Source organism: Blautia sp. HCP3S3_C12 (genome assembly GCF_052064155.1).
Classification (GTDB): domain Bacteria; phylum Bacillota; class Clostridia; order Lachnospirales; family Lachnospiraceae; genus Blautia_A.
This window is the reverse complement of record NZ_JBQHWC010000015.1, coordinates 43,946-67,579: the sequence shown is the minus strand read 5'-3', so window position 1 is coordinate 67,579 and position 23,634 is coordinate 43,946. Positions and strand designations below refer to the sequence as shown.

Here is a 23,634-nt window from a genome sequence, read left to right as displayed (position 1 = left end):
AGTTTTTAACCTCATTAATCTAACTTAATATTTGCAAAAAGTGCACCTAACGATGTACTGGCTTCTTCCTTTGAATCCGGAAGTTCTATCACTTCTTCTTCAATTTCCTTTGCCATCATATCTGATGCTTCTTTGATACTGAGACTTAATTTTCCATCCTTTACTGCAGTTACCTTTACCTTAACCTGATCACCAACAGCAAGAACTTCTGAAGGCTTTTTAATTCTCTTTTCACAGATCTGTGAAATATGGACAAGTCCTGACAGGCCATTGCCCATATTTACAAAAGCACCATAAGGCTGAAGACTCTCAACAGTACCCTCTGTCACCAGTCCGACCTGTACATTGGACACTTTATTTTTTCTTTCTTCTTCTGCCTTTTCTCTTAATATTTCCTTTGCAGAAAGAATTAGTCGGTTCTTTTCTTTATCTACATCTATTACCTGAACCTGAATTGGTTTGTTCAGATATTCATTTGTATCCTCTACATAAGTCAATGCAAGCTTGGAAGCCGGGACAAATCCACGGATTCCTTCTACATATACGATTACGCCTCCATTGACAACACCTTTTACTGTTACATCCAGAATTTCACCGGATTCTTTTAATTCTTTTAGTTTGTCCCAGGAAAGTACATCTGATGCTTCCACTCTTGATAACAGAATATTTCCGTTTCCGTCATCTTTTCTTACCACAGTTGCAGAAACCTCATCTCCCACTTTAACTTCCTCTTTCAGTGAAAATCCAGGCTCTCTGCTGTAATCTTCAGCAGGAATGATTCCTTCTGCATAATATTTAAGATCTATTACTACTTCTTTTTCATCTACACTGATCACAGTTCCTGTAAGGATATCCCCTTCTTCAATTTTCTTGAAAGAAGCTTCAAGCTCTGTCTCATAATCTTTCATTGATTCAGCCATATCTTTTTTCTCTCCTTTATTTTTTTATTTTATTTTCACAACATAAAATTTCAGAATTAAAAATAATTTTTAAGAATAGCAACCATATTATATCACATCACCTATAATAATGGAAATCGCAATTTTCAAAAGAAGCTTTATATGCTATAATAAACTTGTACTTTTTTCATACAGAAAGGATATTATTCATGAATTATGATTCCGTTCCTTTGAGAGATTTCAAAGAAATTGATAACTGGGATACTGTTATGTTCGTATATCATTCTGCCCTGAAGCAGATTGAAACAAAAATAGACATTATGAACGATGAATTCCAGCACAGACATAAATATAACCCTATCGAGCATGTCAAATCCCGGATCAAAACTCCGGAAAGCATTGTCAAAAAGCTTAAACGCCATAATTACGAATCCAGCACAGAAAATATGATCCGCTATGTAAATGATATTGCCGGAATCCGAATCAGCTGTTCCTTTACTTCTGATATCTATCTGATTGCAGATATGATTTCCAAGCAAAATGACCTGACGATCCTGGCCAGAAGAGATTATATGAAAAATCCCAAAAAGAGCGGCTATCGCAGCTATCACATGCTGGTAACCACTCCTGTCTTTCTTTCTGACAGCATTATTGATACAAAAGTAGAGATTCAGATCCGTACTGTAGCACAGGATTTCTGGGCTACTCTGGAGCATAAAATGCATTACAAATTTGAAGGGGACGGCCCGGATTATATCACAAAAGAATTACGGGAATGTGCACGCTATGTTGCAGAACTGGATGAACGCATGCAGGAGCTAAACAATGCAATACAGAAATATGGAAAAAATCTTGAATAAGTTATAAAAAATAGTCCCGCAATTGCGGGACTATTTTTATCTCTAAAGCGAGGAGTGCCCCGGTAGTGGTTTACCGGGGCTATTATTATGAAAAAAATTTATGTGTAATGATAACACATTACAACGTCTTTCGTAGGTTCTTTCGAACTGTTTATATAATAGCAATTGGTTATGAACAAATCATGAACTCAAAATGAACTTTTCGTTTATTTGCACAATTTTTTTTATTTTTTTATTGTTTTTTTATAAATTTAACACATAGCTTTTTATTCTATTTTTCTACAGCTTTATCATTTTTGTACATTATCGTTTTAATTTATTAAAGTTTTTTTTATTTAATCCTTTTAAAAGTAATACACTTAAAAATGATTACTCTAAAATATTTTTTGCAAATTCTATCAGTTTTTGAAGAATTCCCTTTACTTCCTTTTTTCCGATTCCCATTTCTTCCAGCTTATCGTATACCTTGTTTACAGTACTTCTCAGCTGTTCCTCATTAATATCAGCATTTTTGATTTCTTTTACAATATTTATAAGTTTATTTTCTTCCTCTTCTGTAAGTGTAACTCCTGCCGTCTCCTCTCCTGCCTGAATGATTTCTCTGATCTGCTCATCGGAAATATCCTGCTCTGCCACCTTGTCCTTTGCGTACATAATAATATCAACTACCTTATCAGGATCAGAAACCAGAGAATCAATCTCGTTATCTGTAATAATTTCCTGCACAGTTTCAGTTGCATCAGATGCCATGACTGTTGCTGCCGGTGATGTGCACATAAGTGTTCCTGCAATCATAAGTATTCCTATTTTCTTTATTTTCATGATCAATTACCTCCAGATTATTCTGCTAAAATCTGTTTTCTGTTACCGGGCTATTATAACATCTCCCCTCAACCGTCTGTAAAATAAATTTCCTTGTGGTTTCTAGTACTATATACCTTGGTTCTCTATGTCTTTATCTTCATAATTCTTTTGACATTTGTTCAAATTTTTTTCACATCTTAAACAAAATTCCATCATAATTTGCCTATATAATAAAATCATAAAAATAATAAATCAAACATTATTTTTATAATTTTCTTTTTCATATGTTGATTGTTTTAAAAACAATCGACTCTCCTTCCTTTTAAAAATAAATTTGAACGTAATATAAAAAGCATCCGTCCAGCCATCGGATGCTTTTTATTTATAAAATTATTTATCCAATTCTCTGTCCCTTACTATCAGAAACCCTGTTTTTCAGAAAACATATTTGCCAGCTGTGCAAACTGCTCCAATGTCAGAGCCTCCCCCCTTATAGTCAGAGGTAATCCACAGGCAAGAATTGCTTTTTCAATGGTCTCTTTGTCAAATGAAAGCTCCTGTGAATTCTTCAGTCCATTAACCAGCGTCTTTCTTCTCTGATTAAAAGACGCCCGGATCAGACGGAACATCAGCTTTTCATCCTTAACCTGAACCGGCGGCTTCTCATATCTCTCCAGTCTGATCACTGCACTTCCCACTTTGGGTCTTGGCATAAAACAATTTGGCGGAACATTTGCCACAATCTCCGGTCTGGCATAGTACTGGACCGCCAGTGATAAAGCTCCATAATCCTTAGTTCCCGGACCTACCTGCATTCTGTCCGCAACTTCCTTCTGAACCATAATGGTAATAGAATCAATAGGTACCTGATTTTCAAACAGTCCCATAATAATAGGGGTTGTAATATAGTATGGGAGATTGGCTACTACCTTGATAGGACATCCTTTATTTTTTTCCAGTGCCAGCTTTCGGATATCTACTTTCAGAATATCATCATTGATCACTGTTACATTATCCCAGTCCTTCAGCGTATCCTTCAGAATCGGAATCAAAGTATTATCAATCTCCACAGCAGCCACTTCTCTGGCTGCCTCTGCCAGATATTGGGTCATGGTTCCGATTCCCGGACCGATTTCCAATACAAAATCATCTTTCGTAATTTCTGCAGAAGCAATAATTTTCTCCAATACATGCGTATCTATAAGAAAATTCTGACCAAACCTTTTCTGGAATGCAAAATTATACTTCTGCAGCACTTCTATGGTATATTTTGGATTGCCGAGATAGGGTCTGGTCATAATCATTACTTCCTTTTCTTTTTATTTCTGTTTTATTATTTACTAAAATCTTTCTCATAAAGAACAATATAGCCGTCTCTGTCTATACGTTTCTTTGAAATGTTTCTCTTAAATTTACGGATTCCTCCCTGGGATTTAAGAATGGCAGTATCAATCAGATTCTTTACTGCCCCTATATTCATAGGCTGATCCTCTTTCTGATTAATTCCAATCAGATTATACAATGCGAGCATTCCCATCTGATCAATGGTATATCCGTTTTCTTTTGTATAAACTCTTGCAAAATTAACCAGTTCATCATTTGTAAAGACCGGAATATTGATCATAGATGTAAATTTCTTCACAATTTTAGGATATCTGGCAATAAATTTGCGCATTCCTATTTTTTCATCCTCTATGATAACAGTCAGGCCATCTGTTTCCTTTTCCATTGCCTTATCCAGCATTTCCACTGTTTCCTGGGTCAGCTGGTTAGCATTCTCAATTACAAGAAAACCTCCGGAAAGCTTTTCAAAAATCTGATCTATCGGTTTACCATTGATCTGATCTGCAAATACATAAGCAACCTTTGAAGCTTCCAGATTCAGCTCTTTACATATTGCAGGAATCAAACCGGATATCAATCTGGTCTTACCGCACTCTTTTCCCCCCATAACAATAATATTGCCTGTCCTGGAGGTCTTATCTGCTGCTGCCTGTTGTACATCACACAGGGTATTGAGCAACTGTTCCCTCATACCCGGAATTTTTACAAAATATGTAAAAAGCTGCTTTTCATCATCATTCAGTATTTTTTCTCTTGGAATGATGTCTCTGGGATCTTTTTCATCCTTGGGCTGGATCGACTCTATAAATCTTTCCAGTTCTTCTTCCTCTGACAAATCTTCATTGTCTTCCGGATTCTGCAAAACATTAATGGTTTCTTCATCCTGGTCAGCAGGAGCATCCATATCTTCCAGATTATAATCTGCATTCAAATCTTTTTTTCCTGCAGGACCATGGAGAAATTCTTCCTCTGCACTCTTAAGATCCTCTTCTGTAACATCATCCTCTTCTTCAAATGGCATGATATTTGGAACCTTAAGGTCTCCGGCTTTTACCTCTATATGGTCACCAAAAGAATCACTGGTCAGAAAATCCGGCTTTTCCAGATCATCTGAAAGTTTTTTATCTTCTCTCTCTTTTTCCTCTGGTTTTTCTTCCTTTGTAGATTCTTCTTTTAAAGGTTCTTCCTTTGGAATTTCAATCCCCTGTGCACTTGCAGCTGCCAGAATCGTATCTTCAAGATTAAATTCCTTACCTGATTTTTCCATTTCTGCAAAATCAACCTTTTGAATATCCTCAATCTTAGGCGCACTGCTTGGCTCCATATTTTTCATGGAGTCAGGAATTTTCAATTCCGGAAGTTTCATCGTTTTTCCAAAATCTTCTTTTTCTTCCTGATTTTCGTTTACTTTCTGGCTTTCCGGCTGTTTATTAATAACAGGACTTTCTCCGGGTTTTGCTGGTTCTGCTTCCAGTTCCGGTACATTTTCAGGTTCTTTTTCTGTACTATCTGTCTTTATAATTTCTTCAGGAATCTGATCTTCTTCAGTTTCCGTCACTTCCTCTGAACTTTCTTTTTCTTCATTCAGTTCTTCATCCGCTTTCTTTCTGGCTCCTCCAAAAATATCCCGGATTCCTTTTGAAATTTTATCCTGAATGCTCTCAGCCCCATCGTTTTCTCTGCTATTCTTTTCGATTCTTATAATCTCCGGCTGTTCTTCCTCTTCTGTGGATTTTTCTGAAGTTTCTTTTTCCAGGTCTTTTTCTTCTTCAGAATCTTCTGGTCTATCCTGCTCTGCCTTTTTAATATTTCCGGCTTCTTCAGGTTTGATCAGCTTTGGAACAAACTGTTTCTCATATTTTGCCTTCTCTTCTCCTGTCAGTTCTCCCATACGCTGTTTCAGGTCATATGCTTTCATTACATATTTTCCTTCACTGAACCAGAGAATAATCTCATTACACAGCTCAAGACTCTTTTCTTTTTCCCCGGCTTTATAATATAATGCAGCCAGTTCATAAGACCATTTTTCTGTAAATTCGTGTTCCTTGTATTCTTCCAGGATTTTGATCTGTTCGTCCAGTGAAATATTCTTCACTCTGGCAATTTTATACTGAAGAATATATTGAGAGCTGTCATTTGGTGCCACCTGTTTATATTCCTCATAAAACTCAGTAGCCTCATCAACATTTTTCATTTTCAAAGAAATCTCAACCAGTCGATACAGGATATTTTTTCCAATAGATGCTTTATGATATGCCAGTAAAAATATTTCCTTACTATCCTCATATCTTCCATTGGCTGCATATATTTCGCCAACTACACATAAGGTACGGACATTCTTTACCCGACGCCAGTCTATACTGTCCACAATGTTCATCGCACCTTTATAATCCTTATTCTGAACCAGCTTATTTATCTCTTCAAGCTTGATTCGAAATTCTTCCTTGTCCAATGTTTTCACCAACTTTCCATAATTGTTTCCAGTGTAACATAAGCCTATAACCTTGTCAAAAACTTCATTCACAAATACTTCCGTTTACGACCTGAAATATTTTGTTTATATGAAATCTGTGACTTATAAAATCATCCAGTCCTGTACAGGTTATCATGGTCTGTATATCATGTATACTATCCAGCAGATAAGTCTGTCTGCTGCTGTCCAGTTCAGACAATACATCATCCAGAAGCAGAACCGGCGTATCTTTTATTGTTCTTTTTACAATATAAATCTCAGATAATTTAAGTGAAAGTGCTGCTGTTCGCTGCTGTCCCTGAGAACCATACCTGCGGATATCAATTCCATTGACCTCCATACACAGATCATCTCTGTGTGGGCCGACTGATGTTATCTTCATCCTCATATCTCTTTCCCTGTTTTCAGAAACAGTTTTCTCCAGTTCCTGCCCAGGACAGCTCGGCTCATAAATAACCCTTAGATTTTCTGTTCCCCCTGTAAGATTAAAATGAATATTCTGGATGATCTCATTCAGTTCTTCCACAAATCTTTTTCTCTTTTCAATAATGCGCCTGCCATATTCCACCATCTGCATATCCCAGATATCAAGAGTTCCCTTCAATCCCGGCTGCACATACATATCCTTCAATAATTTATTTCTCTGATTGACAATATGATTATAAGATGCCAGATCCTTCAGATATATTTTATCCAACTGACACAGTTCCATATCCAGAAAACGTCTTCTCTCTCCAGGTCCATTTTTGATAATATTCAAATCTTCGGGAGAAAAGAACACCATATTTACCACTCCAAATAATTCACTTGCCTTTTTGATGGGCAATCCATTTATGGCAACTCCCTTAGCTTTATTTTTTCTGAGATGCATATCTATTTTGTAATTAATCTGGTTTCTGTTTACCATCATCCGGATATGTGCTTCTTCTTCTCCGAACTTAACGATTTCCTTGTCCTTGCTTCCTCTGTGAGATTTGGTTGTTCCGCATAAATAGAGGGATTCCAGAATATTAGTTTTTCCCTGTGCATTATTCCCATAAAAAATATTGGTTCCTTTGTCAAAGGTAAGCTCCAGTGAATCATAATTTCTGAAATTTTTCAACTGAACAGATTCAATATACATTTATTCACCTGACTACTTTAATTTCTTTTCCGTCATAGGAAACAATATCTCCTTCATAAACCTTGCGTCCACGACGTTCATCAACTTCACCATTAACCTTTACCAGGCCATCTGTGATCACATACTTTGCCTCTACTCCATCTTCTACCATAGAAGCAAGCTTCAGTAATTGTCCCAGCTTTATAAATTCATCTCTTATTTTGATCTCTTCCATTTTCATTTACTCCCTATCTTGTCTGATTCTGGTTGATATTAACAGGCAGGATCAGATATGTGTAATTTTCATCATCATCCCGGATAAAACATGGTGCTTTTGGATTTACCAGGTAGATACTGATGGTTTCATCATCAATAACCTTAAGGGCATCAATCAGAAATCTTGGATTAAATCCAATCAGAATGTCCTTTCCTTCCTTGATGATATCAATATTTTCATCCATGGAACCCATTGCAGAATCGATGCGCAACTCCATTGTATTATCTGAAATCTCAATAATGATTGGTTTCTTTTCTCCCTCACGTACCAGAAGGGTTGCACGGTCAATACAATCCAGAAATTCTTTTTTATTGATAGAAATTTTAGTTTCATAATCGCTGGATAACATCTGATCAATACGGAAGTATTCTCCTTCGATCAATCTGGATACCACGATTGTCTGATCAAATTCAAAGAGGATGTGATTCTTTGAAAAATAAATATTTACCAGATCATCAATTTCACCTGAAAGAATCTTGCTGATTTCATTTAAAGTTTTACCAGGCACTACAACCTTACGATCTGAATAATCTTTTTTAAGTTCCATTCGTCTTATAGCAATGCGGTGGCCATCCAGGGAGACAATTTTCAGACAATTATCCTTGATTTCAAACAGTTCACCAGTCATTAATTTGTTGGTTTCGTTAGCTGCAATTGAGAATATTGTCTGACGAATCATCTCCTTTAAAGTGAATTGAGAAATAGTAAGGCATTCTTCTCTTTCAATTATTGGGAGATATGCAAAATCTTCTCCGGATTTACCAGGAATCGTAAACTTTGCTTTTTCACATGTGATAAAAGCTGTAAGTTTATCGTCTGTTTTTATAGTAACATCGTTATCCGGAAGTCTTCGAATGATTTCATAGAGAATTTTAGCATCCAGAGCAATCATTCCTTTTTCTTCAATAGTACCTTCAACAATAGTTTCAATACCTAGTTCCATATCATTGGTAGTAAATTTAATTTGATTTGTAGTTGAATCTATAAGAATACATTCAAGAATAGGCATTGTTGTTTTAGAGGGTACTGCTTTCAGGGAGATACTTACACTTTTGAGTAAGCTGTTTTTGGAGCATATGATTTTCATAATGTGTATAACTTCCTTTCTGTTGAGTGTGTGTTTTTTATAGATAAATATTTAAAAGAAATCCGTCGTATCCGCCGTAGGGGATGTGAATATGTGAAAAACTATATTTAAGGCAGTAAATAAAAGGGTTTGAAGTATGGATAACTTCGTGTAAAAACAAGGTTGAAGTATGTGAATAACTTGTGTAAAACTCAAATCAAAAATCTGGCGAAAAAGTTTTACACATTTATACACATAACTTCAACATTTTATACACATCGTATTCCACAGGTTATCCCCATATAGTAACTTATTAAATTTATGTTTGTGGATTAATTTTTTTCTTTAAGGTTTCAATTGTGTTTTTAAGGTTATCGTCAGAGACAATTTCTTTTTCGATTTTGTCAATTCCATGCATGATTGTAGTATGATCACGGTTGCCGAGACATTTACCTATGGATTTAAGAGGTGTGGATATGATTTCCCGGCAAAGGTACATAGCAATCTGACGTGGCATTACAATTTTGGAATTTCGTTTATTTCCGTACAGGTCTTCTACAGAAACATCAAAGTGTTCTGCAACCATTGATATAATATATTCTGGTGTGATCACTTTCTTTTCGTTTGGAGATATGATGTCCTTCAGTGCCTGTTCTGCAAGTTCTAAGTTAACTTCCCGCTGCTCCAGTTTTGCAAAAGCCATAACCTTATTAATAGCTCCTTCCAGCTCACGGATGTTGGATTTAATATTATTGGCAATGTATTTGATGACTTCCTCATTGATATCATAGCCATCCATTTCTTCTTTTTTATGGAGGATAGCCATTCGGGTTTCATAATCAGGCAGTGTGATATCTACAATAAGACCCCATTCAAAACGTGAACGGAACCGCTCTTCCAGGATTTCCATATCCTTTGGTGGTTTATCTGAAGAAATAATGATCTGTTTTCCTGCACTGTGCAGACTGTTAAAGGTGTGGAAAAATTCCTCCTGTGTAGATTCCTTTCCTATAATAAATTGAATATCGTCAACCAGAAGAACGTCAATATTTCTGTATTTTTCACGGAATTTGGTCATTGCAGTATTGTTTCCGTTACGGATGGTCTCAATCAGTTCGTTTGTAAATTCTTCACTGGTAACATAGAGAACCTTACTGTTTTCGTCATGATCTATAATAAAATGTGCAATGGAATGCATCAAATGGGTTTTTCCCAAACCTGCTCCACCATAGATAAAAAGTGGATTATAGGCATCCCCTGGTGATTCTGCTACAGCAAGAGCCGCAGCCTGGGCAAATTTATTATTGCTTCCCACAACAAAAGTATCAAAAGTATATTTGGGATTCAGATGAGCTTCTTCACATCTTGTATCCTGAGACTGAACCTTTGGTGCTGCGGCTTCCTTTTTGGGTACATCTTCCGGCAGGATAAAGTTTATTTCGCAATTTTCCATACCAGTGACTTCGCTGATAGTAACCTGAAGGGGTAATTTATATTTTTTACTGATATAGTTCAGTCCTACTTGTTCAGATGGAACGATAATAGTCACAATATTTCCTTCAACCTGATAAACAGTAAGGGGTTTCAGCCAGGTTTTGAAAGAAACATCGGACAGATCATGTTCTGTTTTGACGATTTGCAGGATTTCATCCCATTTTTCCACAACTTTGTTCATTTTTGGTTCTCCCGGTTCCTTCTAAATTATATATAATAATAAAAGATATTCTATAATCTCTAAAATGGACATAAATATCCATATATATATTATAATAGAATATTGGTTTTCGCAATGAATATTTGAGGGAATTGTGGAAAAAAAAGTTATCCCCAATTTTTATGTGGATTAGTGTGGATAACAGTGTATAAAAGTAATTTGGTTACCATAATGTGACAAAAGGATACAAAATTCTCCCTAAATATGTGTATAAGTTTATACACTGTCGAAAAAGGTATAAATAAAGGATTTTTATTTTGAGATGTGTAAAACACTGTCGAAAAAAGTGGATATATGTTGTGGTATTCCACAAGTTATCCACAAGTTATCCACAAAATGTGGATAATATTACGTAAACCAATTTAATAATCCACAATTTACTGAAAAACCTTAAAAATCTTTATAGAATTAGTACTTGACGAATTGGTGCTTTATGAATATAATTGAAATGATGTTCTAATAAGTAAAATTAATATGGAAAATAGATAAAGGAGGTGCTTTACCTATGAAAATGACATTTCAGCCGAAAAAAAGATCCAGAGCGAAAGTCCATGGTTTTAGAGCTCGTATGAGTACAAAGGGTGGACGCAAAGTTTTAGCTGCAAGAAGATTAAAAGGAAGAAAGCATTTATCAGCTTAAGAATAAGACCGCAGTTATTGTGGTCTTTTCTTCTATAAAAACGGGAGGATTCTATGAAAAACTCAGAGTCCTTAAAAAAGAATCAAGATTTTCAAAAAGTATATCGAAATGGAACATCAAAAGGTAATCGGTATCTGGTGATGTACGTACTGAAGAATCGGTACATGAAGAATCGTTTGGGAATATCAGTAAGTAAAAAAGTAGGGAATAGTGTGGTTCGCCACAGACTCACCAGGTTGATAAGAGAAAGTTATAGATTAAATGAAATGGAATTCGACAATAGTTTGGATATTGTGGTGGTGGCCAGGCCTCAGGCTAAGGACAGAAGCTATCAGGAGATAGAGAGTGCCCTTATGCATTTGGCAGAAAAGCATCACATAACAGGTAAGAACAATGATGAAAAAATTTCTGATCAGGATAATTAGGCTCTATCAAAAATATTTGTCACCGATGAAGAGAACAAAATGTCCTTATATTCCCACATGTTCTCAATATGGTTTAGAAGCAATTGAAAAATATGGTGCGTTAAAAGGGGGCCTCCTTGCGGTTTGGAGGATTCTGAGATGTAATCCTTTTTCTCATGGAGGCTATGACCCTGTACCATAAGGCAGGGTAAACCTGTCACCTATGGATTCTAGGAGGAAAGAAACTTGGAAATGATTTTAGCGACAAAGAGCGGTACTCCTATTATCGGTCAGCTTGCGACCGTCATGGGATGGATTATGGATGGTATTTACAAACTTCTGAATATATTTGGAATTCAGAACATTGGCCTTTGTATTATTATCTTCAGTATCCTTATTTATGCTCTTATGACTCCGCTGCAGATCAAACAGCAGAAATTTTCTAAATTAAGTGCTGTTATGCAGCCGGAACTTCAGAAGATTCAGAAGAAATATAAAGGAAAGAACTCAGATCAGGCTGCAATGCAGAAAATGCAGGAGGAAACACAGGCTGTATATCAGAAATATGGTGTTTCTCCTACCGGAAGCTGCGTACAGCTGGCAATTCAGTTTCCTATCCTGATGGCATTGTATCAGGTTATTTATAAAATTCCGGCATATGTAGGAAGTGTAAAAAATATTCTCTCAGCTGCAGTTACTAATATTACAGCTGTAAACGGATATACAGATATTTTACAGAATTTTATTAAAGATAATAAAATGACCAGAGTCCAGCTTATTATGGATGGAAGTAAGGCTACCAGTAATTCTGTGACAGACTTTTTGTATGCGCTGTCTCCTTCCCAGTGGAAGAGCCTTGCTGAGACAAGTCAGTTTTCAGGTTTTTCTGATACACTGAACAGCACAGCAAAAGAGATTTCACATGTGCAGGATTTTCTTGGACTTAATATTGCGGATCAGCCTCTTACTTATATAAAGGCGGCATTTGTAGGCGGATCTATTATTCTTGCTATTGTTGCGATTCTGATTCCGATTCTTGCATGGGCCACACAGATGCTTAACATCAAGCTGATGCCTCAGGCAGCGCAGCAGGGAAATGGAGAATCACAGCAGGATGCAATGATGAACTCTATGAAGACCATGAATATGGTAATGCCTCTGATGTCTGCAGTATTTTGTTTTACGTTCCCTGTAGGTCTTGGTATTTACTGGGTAGCCAGTGCAGCAGTGAGAAGTGTACAGCAGTTTGTCATTAACAAAAAAATGGACAAAATTGATATTCAGGTTCTGATCAATGAAAATATGAAAAAGATGGAAAAGAAGCGTGAAAAAGCAGGACTTCCACCTCAGAAGATTACGAATCAGGCTCATCAGAGTGTAAAAAATATCAACAAGATTGAAAAAGGCAGCAGCAATACAGATGTTCAGTCCAGAGCCAAGAAAGTAGAAGAAGCTTACCAGAAAGCTTCAAATGCAAAAGCAGACAGTATTACAGCCAAGGCAAATATGGTAAAAGCATTTGATGAGAGAAATAAGAAGAAGTAGCAAAGAACGGAGGGGTTGGCATGGAGGATTTTATCCAGTTTTCAGCGAAAACAAAAAGTGAAGCAATTACAAAAGCATGTATCGAGCTTGGCGTATCCAGTGACCAGCTTGAAATTCAGGTAGTAAGTGAAGGAAAAAGTGGTTTATTCGGAATTGGAAGCAAACCGGCTATCATTAAAGTAAGAAAATCCGAACCTGTTTCTGAAGAAGAGGAAATTAAGGAAATTGTAGAAACAGTAAAGATTGATTCTCTTAAAGAGGAAAAAGCCATTAAAGAAGAAATTTCCGTAAAAGAAGAAAAGAAACCAGAACAGGTAAAAAAAGCTCCGAAAGATGCTAAAAAAGAAGTAAAAGAGCCTAAGGCTGCAGCTCCAGAGCAGGATAAACCAAGACAGCCAAAGCCTGTAAAAGAGAGAAAAGAGAAAATCTCAAAAGAACCAAAGGAAACAGTAGAAAAGCCGGCAAAAGAAAAAGCTGTAAAAACAGGAAAGCCTGTTGAGATCATTACAGATCCTGAAGAAATCAAAGAAGTTGAAGACAGAGCAAGGGTTTTTCTGCATGATGTTTTTGCTTCTATGAATCTGGGTGAAGTAGAAATCACTTCGAAATATAATACTGCAGATGGAAGTCTGGAGGTAGATTTTGAAGGAGAAGATATGGGAATCCTTATTGGTAAAAGAGGACAGACTCTTGATTCCCTCCAGTATCTTACAAGCCTTGTGGTAAATAAAGGAAAAGCAAATTATATTCGTGTAAAGCTTGATACTGAAGATTACCGTAAACGCCGTAAAGAAACATTAGAGAATCTTGCCAGAGGGATTGCCTATAAGGTTAAGAAAACCAGAAAGACAGTTGTGCTTGAGCCGATGAATCCTTATGAGAGAAGAATCATTCATTCTGCTCTTCAGGGAAATAAGTTTGTAGAGACTGTCAGCGAAGGTGAAGAACCATATCGTCACGTAGTGGTTAAGTTAAAGAGAAACTGATAAGCCGTATTTATACAGGTTTAATCTTGAAATAAAAACTTTATATTATCATAAAAAAATGTTATTCTAGGTGAAAGCGTGAATAATACGTAAGGTACGTATATGCTTTTTTCGGAGTAACATTTTTTTTTAAGGAATTTTGAATTATTGGAGGAAATCAGATGGAAACAACAATTGCGGCGATTTCCACGGCAATGAGCGCATCTGGAATCGGAATTGTCCGTATCAGCGGAGAAGATGCCATGGAGGTAATTTCCCGTATTTATAGATCTAAGGGCGGAAAAAAAAGGATTAAAGAAGTTCCAAGCCATACCATACATTATGGATATATTTATGACGGAGAGGAATTGATCGATGAAGTTCTGGTGATGATCATGCGTGCACCTCGAACCTTTACAGGGGAGGATACAGTAGAGATTGACTGTCATGGTGGTGTTTTTGCCATGAAGAGAGTGCTGGAGACTGTGCTGAAAAATGGTGCAGAGATTGCCGGTCCCGGTGAGTTTACCAAAAGAGCCTTTCTTAATGGAAGAATGGATTTGTCCCAGGCAGAAGCAGTTATGGATGTGATACAGGCCAAAAATGAATATGCACTTCGAAGCTCTATAGACCAGTTAAAGGGATCGGTACAGAAAGCAATCTGTGATATAAGGGAAAAAATCATTTACCATATTGCATATATAGAGTCTGCGCTGGATGATCCGGAACATATCAGTCTGGAAGGTTATCCTCAGGAGCTGTTGGAAGTTGTGGATAAAGAGCAGCTGGAAATAAAGAAATTGTTGAAAAGTTCCTCTGATGGAAAAATGATACAGGAAGGAATACAGACGGTTATCCTTGGAAAGCCTAATGCCGGAAAATCTTCTCTATTAAATCTGCTTTTGGGAGAAAATCGTGCGATTGTTACTGATATAGCAGGAACTACCAGGGACATATTGGAAGAATATATCACTCTTCATGGGATTACCTTAAAAATTGTGGATACAGCAGGTATCCGTGAAACAGAGGATATTGTAGAAAAAATAGGTGTGGACAGAGCAAGAGAAATGGCACAGAAAGCAGATTTGATCCTCTATGTTGTGGATTCATCAGTTCCGCTGGATAGTAATGATGAAGAAATTATGTCCATGCTCAATGGAAAGAAGGCAATTATCCTGTATAATAAAACTGATCTGAAAGCCGCAATTGAAATAGATAGGTTAAGAGAAAAAGCGGGACACCCGGTAATTCCCATTTCAGCCAAAGAAGAGACTGGAATTACAGAGCTTGAGGAAAAAATAAAAGATATGTTTTTTGGCGGAGAACTTTCCTTTAATGATGAGGTCTATATTACGAATGCACGACATAAGGCTGCGCTGGAGGAAGCTGATAAAAGCCTGGATCTGGTGAGAAACAGTATTCTGGGAGGATTGCCGGAGGACTTCTTTTCCATAGATTTGATGAATGCTTATGAAAATCTGGGTAAGATCCTGGGAGAATCTGTAGGAGAGGATCTGGTGAATGAAATATTCAGCAAATTCTGTACTGGTAAATAACAGCTGATTTAACCGAATCAAGTAAGTCCCCTGCTTTAATTGCGAAAAGCAATAAGCAGTTATTCGGTTATGAGCAAGTAGCGAAGCGGATTGCGAATATCCGCTTGATTATAAAAAGGAGATCCAATGAAGAATTTAGTGAAGAATTATGACATTGTTGTAGTTGGAGCAGGTCATGCAGGATGTGAGGCTGCCCTTGCAGGTGCCCGTCTGGGACTGAAAACCATTATGTTTACAGTCAGTGTGGAAAGTATAGCATTGATGCCCTGTAATCCAAATGTAGGTGGAAGCTCTAAAGGTCATTTAGTAAGAGAGCTGGATGCACTTGGCGGAGAAATGGGGAAAAATATTGATAAGACCTTTATCCAGTCAAAGATGTTGAATTGTTCAAAAGGTCCTGCGGTTCATTCCCTTCGTGCACAGGCAGATAAGCGGGCATACAGTAATGCCATGCGGAAAACTCTGGAGAATACAGAAAACCTGACTATTAAACAGGGAGAAGTAACAAAGCTTCTGGTAGAAGATGGACATATAACAGGTGTAAAAACTTATTCAGGTGCCACATATAATTGTAAAGCAGTAGTTCTTTGTACAGGAACCTACTTAAAGGCAAGATGTATTTATGGAGATGTAAGTAATTATACAGGTCCTGACGGACTTCAGGCAGCAAATTATCTCACAGATTCTCTGAAAGAACTGGGGATTGAAATGTTCCGTTTTAAAACAGGAACTCCGGCACGAATTGCCGGAAATACCATTGATTACAGTAAAATGGAAGAGCAGTTTGGTGATGAGAGAGTAGTGCCGTTTTCTTTTTCCACAGATCCGGAGGATGTACAGATTGAGCAGAAATCCTGTTGGCTGACTTATACCAATGAAAAAACTCATGAGATCATCAGGGCAAATCTGGACAGATCGCCTCTTTATTCCGGTATGATTGAAGGAACAGGACCTAGATACTGCCCATCTATTGAAGATAAGGTGGTTCGTTTTGCAGATAAAAACCGCCATCAGGTATTTATTGAACCTGAAGGACTTTACACAAATGAAATGTATATTGGAGGAATGTCCAGCTCTCTGCCTGAGGATGTACAGGAAGAAATGTATCATTCCGTACCTGGATTGGAGAATGCAAAAATCGTAAAGAATGCTTATGCAATCGAATACGATTGCATTAATCCGCGGCAGCTTTATCCTACTCTTGAATTTAAGAAAATTAAGGGATTATTCAGTGGCGGTCAGTTTAATGGAAGCTCCGGATATGAAGAAGCAGCGGCACAGGGTCTGATTGCAGGAATTAATGCAGCTTTGGAGATAAAAGGGCAGGAACAGCTGATCCTGGATCGTTCAGAGGCATACATCGGGGTGCTGATAGATGATCTTGTTACAAAGGAAAATCATGAACCATACAGAATGATGACCAGCCGCGCGGAGTACAGACTTCTTCTCCGTCAGGATAATGCAGATCTGAGATTGCGGAAAAAAGGCTATCAGGTGGGTCTGGTCAGTGAAGAAGATTATCAGAAGCTTCTGACAAAAGAGAAAGAGATTAAAGCAGAAATTGAACGTCTGGAGCACACGAACATTGGAAATACAGAACCTGTGCAGAAACTTCTGGAACAATATAAAAGTACACCGTTGAAGTCAGGGACCACATTGGCTGAGCTGATCCGGCGTCCGGAACTTTCCTATGAAGCGATAGAGTCTCTTGATAAAGAACGCCAGGAATTACCATGGGATGTAAAGGAACAGGTGGATATTAACATTAAATACGATGGTTACATCCGCAGACAGTTAAAGCAGGTAGAGCAGTTTAAAAAACTGGAATCCAGGAAAATACCGGAAGATCTTGACTATGAACAGATAGGCAGCCTGCGTATTGAAGCCAGGCAGAAACTGGAAGCCTATCGTCCTATCTCAATCGGTCAGGCATCACGGATTTCAGGAGTATCCCCGGCAGATATATCTGTATTACTGGTATATTTATCAAGTAAATAAGATAGGAAATGCAAAAAATTTTTAATATAAAAAACAGAGGAGAAGAAAAGTATGTCATACGATCTCACAACCCTGGAAAATGGATGTCAGGAATTAGGAATCCAATTAAATGGACAGCAAAAAGAACAGTTTATTAAATTTTATGAATATCTGATTGAAAAAAATAAAGTTATGAATCTGACAGGAATTACGGATTTTGAAGAAGTGCTTACCAAACATTTTCTGGACAGCCTCTCCTGTGTTAAAAGCATAGATATGACAAAGGTAAAAACAATGATAGATATAGGAACTGGAGCCGGATTTCCGGGAGTTCCGTTAAAAATCGCATTCCCACATTTACAGGCCTGTTTATTGGACTCTTTAAAAAAACGTGTGAATTTTCTGGAAGAGAGTTTCCAGCTTTTAGGACTTACAGATATTACAGCAATTCATGGAAGAGCTGAAGAATATGCCAGAAATAAAGAATATCGCGAGCAATATGATCTTTGTGTATCCAGAGCTGTTTCCAATCTGGCTACGTTGTCTGAATATTGTCTCCCCTATGTAAAAAAAGGAGGAAGTTTTATCTCCTATAAGTCCGGAACAGTTCAGGAAGAGACCAGACAGGCGGAAAAGGCTATAAAAATACTTGGTGGGGATTTGCAGGAAATCACTTATTTTAATCTTCCTGATACGGAAATATCTCGCTCCTTGATTCCTGTCAAAAAAATAAAATCAACTCCAAAGGCTTATCCGCGCAAAGCGGGTACACCACTAAAAACACCGCTTTCATAAAAAAATTCAGAAAAGAAATAAAAATATAGGATAGTTGAATAAAGTTATCCACATAAACATCACAAAATAAACACATTTTCAACCTATTTTCATCACAACTTCGTCATAAACTATTCTCCATAGAGATGTCCTCGGGTTCCCCCATTCTCTGTTTCACCTGAGGACATTCTCTATTTATTGAATAATAAGGAGGAGAGTAATTTGATTGAAGTAAACAATCTGGTCAAAAAATATGGCGACCATACGGCAGTTGACCACCTTTCTTTTAAAATAGAGAAAGGAAAAATCTACGGATTTCTGGGCCCTAACGGTGCAGGAAAATCAACTACAATGAATATGATCACAGGATACATTGCATCTACAGAAGGTACGGTTACTATTGATGGACATGATATCCTGGATGAGCCTGAAGAGGCAAAAAAATGTATTGGTTACCTGCCGGAACAGCCACCTCTCTATTTCGATATGACCGTTCTGGAATATATGAAATTTGTGGCAGATCTTAAGAAAATTCCTAAAGATAAAAAAGCATCTATGATAGAAGAAGTAATGGATATGGTAAAAATATCTGACATGAGAAATCGTCTGATCAAAAACCTGTCCAAGGGTTACCGCCAGAGAGTGGGGCTGGCAGAGGCTATTATGGGATATCCAGAGGTGATTATTCTGGATGAACCTACAGTAGGTCTTGATCCTAAGCAGATCATAGAAATAAGAACATTGATTAAAAATTTGAAGAAAAAACATACTGTGATCCTTAGTTCACATATACTTTCAGAGGTAAGTGCAGTATGCGATTATGTATTGATCATTTCCCATGGAAAGCTTGTGGCAAGTGATACACCTGAGAATCTTGGCAAGCTTGCAGAAGGTTCCAATACCCTTGATATGCTCATTAAAGGTGATAAAACAGCTATTGAGCAGGGCTTAAAGGAGATAGAAGGAATTGATACAGTATCTCTGAAGCATGATGATAAACAAAATCTCTGGAATGTAAATATTTCTACAGAAGAGCAGAATGATGTGAGAGAAAGTGTCTTCTATAAGATGGCACAGCTGAATTGTCCTATTTATGAAATGAAGTCAAAGAAAGTATCTCTCGAGGAAATTTTCCTTGAGCTTACAGCATCTGATAAACCGGTATCTGAGGTGTCTGAAAGTGCGAAAGAGGAGATTCATAATTCAGGGGATGATGACAAAATAAAGACAGAAGCTGTGGAAAAAGATACACAGAAAAAAGATGAAGGGGGAAAAGAATCATGACAGCAATTTATAAAAGAGAGCTGAAAAGTTACCTGACATCAATGGTTGGATATCTGTTTATCTTTTTTATCCTGGTGTTGACGGGAATTTATTTTTCAGCATATCAGCTTTCTGCTGCATATCCTAAATTTGAATATACATTAAGTGCGGTTACATTTGTATTTTTGATCGGAGTACCGATCCTGACTATGCGTGTACTTGCTGAGGAAAGAAAACAGAAAACAGATCAGCTGCTTCTTACAGCTCCTGTTTCTGTAGGTAATATTGTAATTGGCAAGTATCTGGCGCTGGTAACGGTCTATGCAATTCCCATCCTTGTAATGTGTATTTATCCGTTAATTATGTCAAAATTTGGCACGGTAGCTTTTGGATCTGCTTATACGGCAATCCTTGGATTTTTCCTTCTGGGATGTGCGAATATTGCGATTGGTGTATTTATGTCAGCTCTGACAGAAAGCCAGGTCATTGCAGCAGTACTTACATTTGTACTTTTGTTTGCTTTTTATATGATGAATGGTATTTCTTCCTTTTTCTCCAAAACATCTATGTCTACCTGCGTTACTTTTGGATTGCTGATTCTGGCAGCAGCGATCATTCTTTATACGATGATCAAAAATGCACTGATTTCAGCAATTGCAGCTGTAATAGGAGAAGTAATTCTTGTTGTTATATATGTAGTTAAATCAAGCGTGTTCGAGGGTGGAATCCAGAAAGTATTAAATATATTTAACCTGAGTGGACACTTTGATAATTTCACAAGTAATATTTTTGATATTAAAGGTATTGTATATTTCCTTTCAGTGATTGCAATCTGCTTATTCCTTACAATGCAGTCTATATCAAAGAGACGTTGGAATTAGGAGGTGACAGGAATGAAACTGAAGGAAAAAATGAAAAACAAAAACCATAACAAATTTGATAAGAAGAAACTGATAGGAACGATCAGTAAAAAGCACATAAAAAATGGTTCGTATACCATGGTTATGTCTGTGATTTTTATTGCAGTTGTTATTGTTATAAACATGATTGTAAGCACGATTCCATCTAAATATTCAGAAATTGATATCAGCAGCCAGAAACTGTACAGTATCGGTGATGAGACCAAGAAAATGCTGAAGGACCTGGAGAAAGACGTAACGATTTATCAGATCGCACAGAGCGGATCTGAAGATGAAAATATCTCCAGTCTGCTGAAAAAATATGAAGATGAATCCAAGCATATTAAGGTAGAGCAGAAGGATCCGGTAGTAAATCCTAAATTTGTTTCACAGTATACCAGCGATGATCTTTCTGCTAACAGTCTTATTGTTGTTTGTGGAGATAGAAATAAGGTAATTGATTATAACAATATTTATGAGACATCTATTGATTATCAGACTTATAGCTCTCAGACTACAGGCTTTGATGGTGAAGGTCAGATCACAAGTGCAATAGGATATGTAACCTCAGAAAATCTGCCTGTTTTATATACAGTAGAAGGCCATGGTGAGAAAGATATGGATTCTTCTATTAAAGAGGATATTGAGAAGGCAAATATGGATATTAAATCCTTAAATCTGCTTACAGAGGGAAGTGTTCCGGATGATGCAGACTGTCTCTTTATTGACTCACCTTCTACAGATTTTTCCTCTGACGAGAAGGATGCGATTATTGAATATCTTGAAAACGGCGGAAAAGCAATAATTTTCTCCGATTATACAACAGAAGATATGCCAAATTTTGATGCAATCCTGGAAAACTATGGTGTACAGAGAACAGAGGGTGTGGTATTTGAGGGAGACAATCAGCATTATGCAATGCAGATGCCATATTATCTGGTTCCGACTATTAACAGTACAGATGCAAGCTCTGAGACTGCTTCTGCCGGTTACTATGTACTTGCACCATATGCGCAGGGCATTAAACAACTGGATGATGTACGTGATACAGTGAAAATAGAAAGTATACTGACAACTTCTGATCAGGCATATTCAAAAACTGATCTTAACAGTAATACCATTGAAAAAGAGGATGGAGATGTAGAAGGCCCATTTGATCTGGGTGTTAGTATTACAGAAAGTCTGGATGATGACAAAGAGACACAGATCGTCTACTATTCTACTTCTAATCTGATGGATTCGCAGACAAATCAGATGGTATCCGGCGGAAATGAGAAACTGATCATGGAGTCTTTGAAATGGATGACAGATACAGAGGAAAGCGCCAGTGTATCAATTCCTTCCAAGAGCCTGGAAGTATCTTACCTGACAATTACTGATTATGATGCAGCATTCTGGAAGATTTGCACCATTGCATTAATTCCTGGAATCTTCCTTGTTATTGGATTTGTTGTTTGGATAAAGAGGAGAAAGGCTTAAATGAAGAATAAAACTGTTAAAATGATCATTGCAGTTGCTGTTCTTGCTGTCTGCTGCGGCGGCTACGCAGGTGTTAAAACCTTCGTAGCCAAACAGGAGGCAAAAGAAGAATCAGAAGAGGAAAGCGAGAAAACAAGTGTTTTTACAGCATCAGCAGATGATATTAAATCTTTGGATTTCTTAGTGGATGAGAAAGAAACTACTTTTGAAAAAAAGGATGACGACTGGGTTAAAAAGGATGAAGAGGATTTTCCTGTAAACCAGACTACTCTGTCAGATGCAGCTTCTGCATTGACATCGATAGAATCAGACAGAGTGCTTAGTGATGTGGATGATCTGGCAGAATATGGTCTGGATTCACCCTCCAATACCATAAAGATTACCTGTGAATCAGAAAAATCAGAGGATAAAGAAACTGAGGAAAAGACAACTACGTTATATGTAGGTGATGAAAATTCATCCACAAGTCAATATTATGTATATAAGGATGATGATAAGAGTACAGTTTATATGGTGGAATCCTCTTGTATAGAGCCTTTTACAAAAACATTATATGATTACGCACAGATGGAAGATTTTCCGGTGATATCTGATACAGATAATATAAATAAAATCACTGTAAAAGGTGATAAGTCCTATGAACTTTCTAAAAATACGAATACAAATCTGTGGACAGTTAAAGGGGATGGAGATGAGGAAAAAGCAGATACAGCCACTGTTAGTTCTCTGACAACCTCTTTTGGAAGCATGGCATATAATTCTTTCGTAGATTACAAGTGTAAAGATAAGAGCACTTATGGATTGGATGATCCATATGCGGTTATCACAGTTGATTATACGGAAGAGCATGAGGATGCAGATTCTTCTGATACATCAGCGGATAGTTCAACTGAAACAACAGATGAGACTCAGGGTGAGGCTGCGGATAGTGAAGATACATCAGATGATACAAATGCATCGGATTCTGAAGAGTCAGAAAAAAATGTAGAGAATAAGCAACTGGTGATTGCGGTGGGTAAAGAGGCAGATGACAGTAACAGATATGTGATGGTAAATGATAGTGATCAGGTTTACGCTATGTCTGATGATACTTTATCTGCACTTACAGATAAAGCCGAGGAAGACTTCTGGGATATGACAGTAAATTATGTTTCAACCAATGATCTGAAAGAAGTGAAGGTAAATTATAAGGGCAGTGATTATGATGTAAATGTTTCACGTGAAACATCTGAAGATGATGATGGAAATGAAAAAGAGACTGTTACTTATAAACTGGATGGGTCAGAAGTGGATGAAACGCAGTTTACAACATTTTATAATAAACTGATTAATCTGGCTGCACAGAAGAGACTTACAGACGAATTTAAGCCTGAAACAGATCCGGAAATGACAGTTACATTTATAAAAGAAGACGGAAATAAACTGGAAGCAGAGTATTATAGCTATGATACGAATTATTATGCAGTAAAGGTAGACAGTAAGATATATCTGGTAAATAAGATGACAGTGAAAGAATTGTTTACAGCATTTGAAACACTGACAGGTACAGAAAATTAGAAAAAAAAGATCCCCTGACAAATAAGTCAGAGGATC

At 37.1% G+C, this 23,634-nt stretch carries 21 protein-coding genes; 13 read left to right on the top strand and 8 right to left on the bottom strand.

What is annotated here, in order from left to right; genetic code table 11:
• Positions 1-14: 14 nt before the first annotated feature.
• Entirely contained in the window at positions 15-920 is a 906-nt protein-coding gene (locus ACTNDS_RS12095; protein WP_173743897.1) for a 30S ribosomal protein S1, read from the bottom strand.
• Between the two features lie 188 nt (positions 921-1,108).
• Here ACTNDS_RS12095 and ACTNDS_RS12090 point away from each other — a divergent pair, with 188 nt between their 5' ends.
• A complete protein-coding gene (locus ACTNDS_RS12090; RefSeq protein ID WP_019163350.1) occupies positions 1,109-1,759 on the top strand; it encodes a GTP pyrophosphokinase in 651 nt (216 codons plus the stop codon).
• A 369-nt stretch (positions 1,760-2,128) separates the two neighbouring features.
• On the opposite strand, the gene ACTNDS_RS12085 is transcribed toward ACTNDS_RS12090, so the two are convergent.
• The 7 genes from ACTNDS_RS12085 to dnaA form a co-directional block, all read right to left on the bottom strand.
• The gene (locus ACTNDS_RS12085) at positions 2,129-2,581 is read right to left on the bottom strand and encodes a DUF1002 domain-containing protein (RefSeq protein WP_441035990.1); all 453 of its coding nucleotides are present in this window, start codon (positions 2,579-2,581) and stop codon (positions 2,129-2,131) included.
• A 401-nt stretch (positions 2,582-2,982) separates the two neighbouring features.
• On the bottom strand, positions 2,983-3,861 hold the full coding sequence (rsmA, locus tag ACTNDS_RS12080; RefSeq protein WP_303243320.1) for a 16S rRNA (adenine(1518)-N(6)/adenine(1519)-N(6))-dimethyltransferase RsmA: 879 nt from the start codon (positions 3,859-3,861) through the stop codon (positions 2,983-2,985).
• Between the two features lie 35 nt (positions 3,862-3,896).
• Positions 3,897-6,431, bottom strand: coding sequence for a tetratricopeptide repeat protein (locus tag ACTNDS_RS12075; protein WP_441035988.1), 2,535 nt, complete (start codon positions 6,429-6,431; stop codon positions 3,897-3,899).
• The gene (gene recF / locus ACTNDS_RS12070; RefSeq protein ID WP_441035986.1) at positions 6,424-7,503 is read right to left on the bottom strand and encodes a DNA replication/repair protein RecF; all 1,080 of its coding nucleotides are present in this window, start codon (positions 7,501-7,503) and stop codon (positions 6,424-6,426) included. Before recF ends, ACTNDS_RS12075 begins: the two co-directional genes overlap by 8 nt.
• Positions 7,504-7,507: 4 nt before the next feature.
• Positions 7,508-7,717: an RNA-binding S4 domain-containing protein gene (locus ACTNDS_RS12065; protein ID WP_019163345.1), complete on the bottom strand. Its 210-nt coding sequence runs from the start codon at positions 7,715-7,717 to the stop codon at positions 7,508-7,510.
• A gap of 13 nt (positions 7,718-7,730) precedes the next feature.
• Positions 7,731-8,846: a DNA polymerase III subunit beta gene (gene dnaN, locus ACTNDS_RS12060; protein ID WP_441035983.1), complete on the bottom strand. Its 1,116-nt coding sequence runs from the start codon at positions 8,844-8,846 to the stop codon at positions 7,731-7,733.
• Between the two features lie 298 nt (positions 8,847-9,144).
• The gene (dnaA, locus tag ACTNDS_RS12055; protein WP_019163343.1) at positions 9,145-10,500 is read right to left on the bottom strand and encodes a chromosomal replication initiator protein DnaA; all 1,356 of its coding nucleotides are present in this window, start codon (positions 10,498-10,500) and stop codon (positions 9,145-9,147) included.
• 544 nt (positions 10,501-11,044) lie between these two features.
• On the opposite strand from dnaA, the gene rpmH reads away from it, so the two are divergent.
• The 12 genes from rpmH (at position 11,045) to ACTNDS_RS11995 (ending at position 23,598) form a co-directional block, all read left to right on the top strand.
• Positions 11,045-11,179 (top strand): 50S ribosomal protein L34, encoded by a 135-nt coding sequence (gene rpmH, locus ACTNDS_RS12050; RefSeq protein ID WP_008708004.1) that lies wholly within the window; start codon positions 11,045-11,047, stop codon positions 11,177-11,179.
• Positions 11,180-11,232: 53 nt separating this feature from the next.
• Positions 11,233-11,604, top strand: coding sequence for a ribonuclease P protein component (gene rnpA / locus ACTNDS_RS12045; protein ID WP_173743892.1), 372 nt, complete (start codon positions 11,233-11,235; stop codon positions 11,602-11,604).
• On the top strand, positions 11,576-11,785 hold the full coding sequence (gene yidD / locus ACTNDS_RS12040) for a membrane protein insertion efficiency factor YidD (protein WP_081584418.1): 210 nt from the start codon (positions 11,576-11,578) through the stop codon (positions 11,783-11,785). The genes rnpA and yidD overlap by 29 nt, the downstream gene beginning before the upstream one ends.
• A gap of 50 nt (positions 11,786-11,835) precedes the next feature.
• Positions 11,836-13,128: a membrane protein insertase YidC gene (gene yidC, locus ACTNDS_RS12035; RefSeq protein ID WP_303243336.1), complete on the top strand. Its 1,293-nt coding sequence runs from the start codon at positions 11,836-11,838 to the stop codon at positions 13,126-13,128.
• A gap of 20 nt (positions 13,129-13,148) precedes the next feature.
• A complete protein-coding gene (gene jag / locus ACTNDS_RS12030; protein WP_441035980.1) occupies positions 13,149-14,114 on the top strand; it encodes an RNA-binding cell elongation regulator Jag/EloR in 966 nt (321 codons plus the stop codon).
• Between the two features lie 161 nt (positions 14,115-14,275).
• Positions 14,276-15,649, top strand: coding sequence for a tRNA uridine-5-carboxymethylaminomethyl(34) synthesis GTPase MnmE (mnmE, locus tag ACTNDS_RS12025; protein WP_173743890.1), 1,374 nt, complete (start codon positions 14,276-14,278; stop codon positions 15,647-15,649).
• A 126-nt stretch (positions 15,650-15,775) separates the two neighbouring features.
• On the top strand, positions 15,776-17,647 hold the full coding sequence (mnmG, locus tag ACTNDS_RS12020) for a tRNA uridine-5-carboxymethylaminomethyl(34) synthesis enzyme MnmG (RefSeq protein ID WP_441035978.1): 1,872 nt from the start codon (positions 15,776-15,778) through the stop codon (positions 17,645-17,647).
• Between the two features lie 51 nt (positions 17,648-17,698).
• Positions 17,699-18,421, top strand: coding sequence for a 16S rRNA (guanine(527)-N(7))-methyltransferase RsmG (rsmG, locus tag ACTNDS_RS12015; protein WP_303243326.1), 723 nt, complete (start codon positions 17,699-17,701; stop codon positions 18,419-18,421).
• Positions 18,422-18,622: 201 nt separating this feature from the next.
• The gene (locus ACTNDS_RS12010) at positions 18,623-19,684 is read left to right on the top strand and encodes an ABC transporter ATP-binding protein (protein WP_441035976.1); all 1,062 of its coding nucleotides are present in this window, start codon (positions 18,623-18,625) and stop codon (positions 19,682-19,684) included.
• Positions 19,681-20,544, top strand: coding sequence for an ABC transporter permease (locus ACTNDS_RS12005; RefSeq protein ID WP_441035975.1), 864 nt, complete (start codon positions 19,681-19,683; stop codon positions 20,542-20,544). Before ACTNDS_RS12010 ends, ACTNDS_RS12005 begins: the two co-directional genes overlap by 4 nt.
• A 12-nt stretch (positions 20,545-20,556) precedes the next feature.
• On the top strand, positions 20,557-22,041 hold the full coding sequence (locus ACTNDS_RS12000; protein ID WP_441035973.1) for a GldG family protein: 1,485 nt from the start codon (positions 20,557-20,559) through the stop codon (positions 22,039-22,041).
• On the top strand, positions 22,042-23,598 hold the full coding sequence (locus tag ACTNDS_RS11995; protein ID WP_441035972.1) for a DUF4340 domain-containing protein: 1,557 nt from the start codon (positions 22,042-22,044) through the stop codon (positions 23,596-23,598).
• The last annotated feature ends 36 nt before the right edge of the window (positions 23,599-23,634 follow it).

Coding starts and splice junctions, on each gene's coding strand:
- ACTNDS_RS12095 (WP_173743897.1), bottom strand. CDS start 920: ATGGCTGAATCAATGAAAGATTATGAGACAGAGCTTGAAGCTTCTTTC.
- ACTNDS_RS12090 (WP_019163350.1), top strand. CDS start 1,109: ATGAATTATGATTCCGTTCCTTTGAGAGATTTCAAAGAAATTGATAAC.
- ACTNDS_RS12085 (WP_441035990.1), bottom strand. CDS start 2,581: ATGAAAATAAAGAAAATAGGAATACTTATGATTGCAGGAACACTTATG.
- rsmA (WP_303243320.1), bottom strand. CDS start 3,861: ATGACCAGACCCTATCTCGGCAATCCAAAATATACCATAGAAGTGCTG.
- recF (WP_441035986.1), bottom strand. CDS start 7,503: ATGTATATTGAATCTGTTCAGTTGAAAAATTTCAGAAATTATGATTCA.
- ACTNDS_RS12065 (WP_019163345.1), bottom strand. CDS start 7,717: ATGGAAGAGATCAAAATAAGAGATGAATTTATAAAGCTGGGACAATTA.
- dnaN (WP_441035983.1), bottom strand. CDS start 8,846: ATGAAAATCATATGCTCCAAAAACAGCTTACTCAAAAGTGTAAGTATC.
- dnaA (WP_019163343.1), bottom strand. CDS start 10,500: ATGAACAAAGTTGTGGAAAAATGGGATGAAATCCTGCAAATCGTCAAA.
- rpmH (WP_008708004.1), top strand. CDS start 11,045: ATGAAAATGACATTTCAGCCGAAAAAAAGATCCAGAGCGAAAGTCCAT.
- rnpA (WP_173743892.1), top strand. CDS start 11,233: ATGAAAAACTCAGAGTCCTTAAAAAAGAATCAAGATTTTCAAAAAGTA.
- yidD (WP_081584418.1), top strand. CDS start 11,576: ATGAAAAAATTTCTGATCAGGATAATTAGGCTCTATCAAAAATATTTG.
- yidC (WP_303243336.1), top strand. CDS start 11,836: ATGATTTTAGCGACAAAGAGCGGTACTCCTATTATCGGTCAGCTTGCG.
- jag (WP_441035980.1), top strand. CDS start 13,149: ATGGAGGATTTTATCCAGTTTTCAGCGAAAACAAAAAGTGAAGCAATT.
- mnmE (WP_173743890.1), top strand. CDS start 14,276: ATGGAAACAACAATTGCGGCGATTTCCACGGCAATGAGCGCATCTGGA.
- mnmG (WP_441035978.1), top strand. CDS start 15,776: ATGAAGAATTTAGTGAAGAATTATGACATTGTTGTAGTTGGAGCAGGT.
- rsmG (WP_303243326.1), top strand. CDS start 17,699: ATGTCATACGATCTCACAACCCTGGAAAATGGATGTCAGGAATTAGGA.
- ACTNDS_RS12005 (WP_441035975.1), top strand. CDS start 19,681: ATGACAGCAATTTATAAAAGAGAGCTGAAAAGTTACCTGACATCAATG.
- ACTNDS_RS12000 (WP_441035973.1), top strand. CDS start 20,557: ATGAAACTGAAGGAAAAAATGAAAAACAAAAACCATAACAAATTTGAT.
- ACTNDS_RS11995 (WP_441035972.1), top strand. CDS start 22,042: ATGAAGAATAAAACTGTTAAAATGATCATTGCAGTTGCTGTTCTTGCT.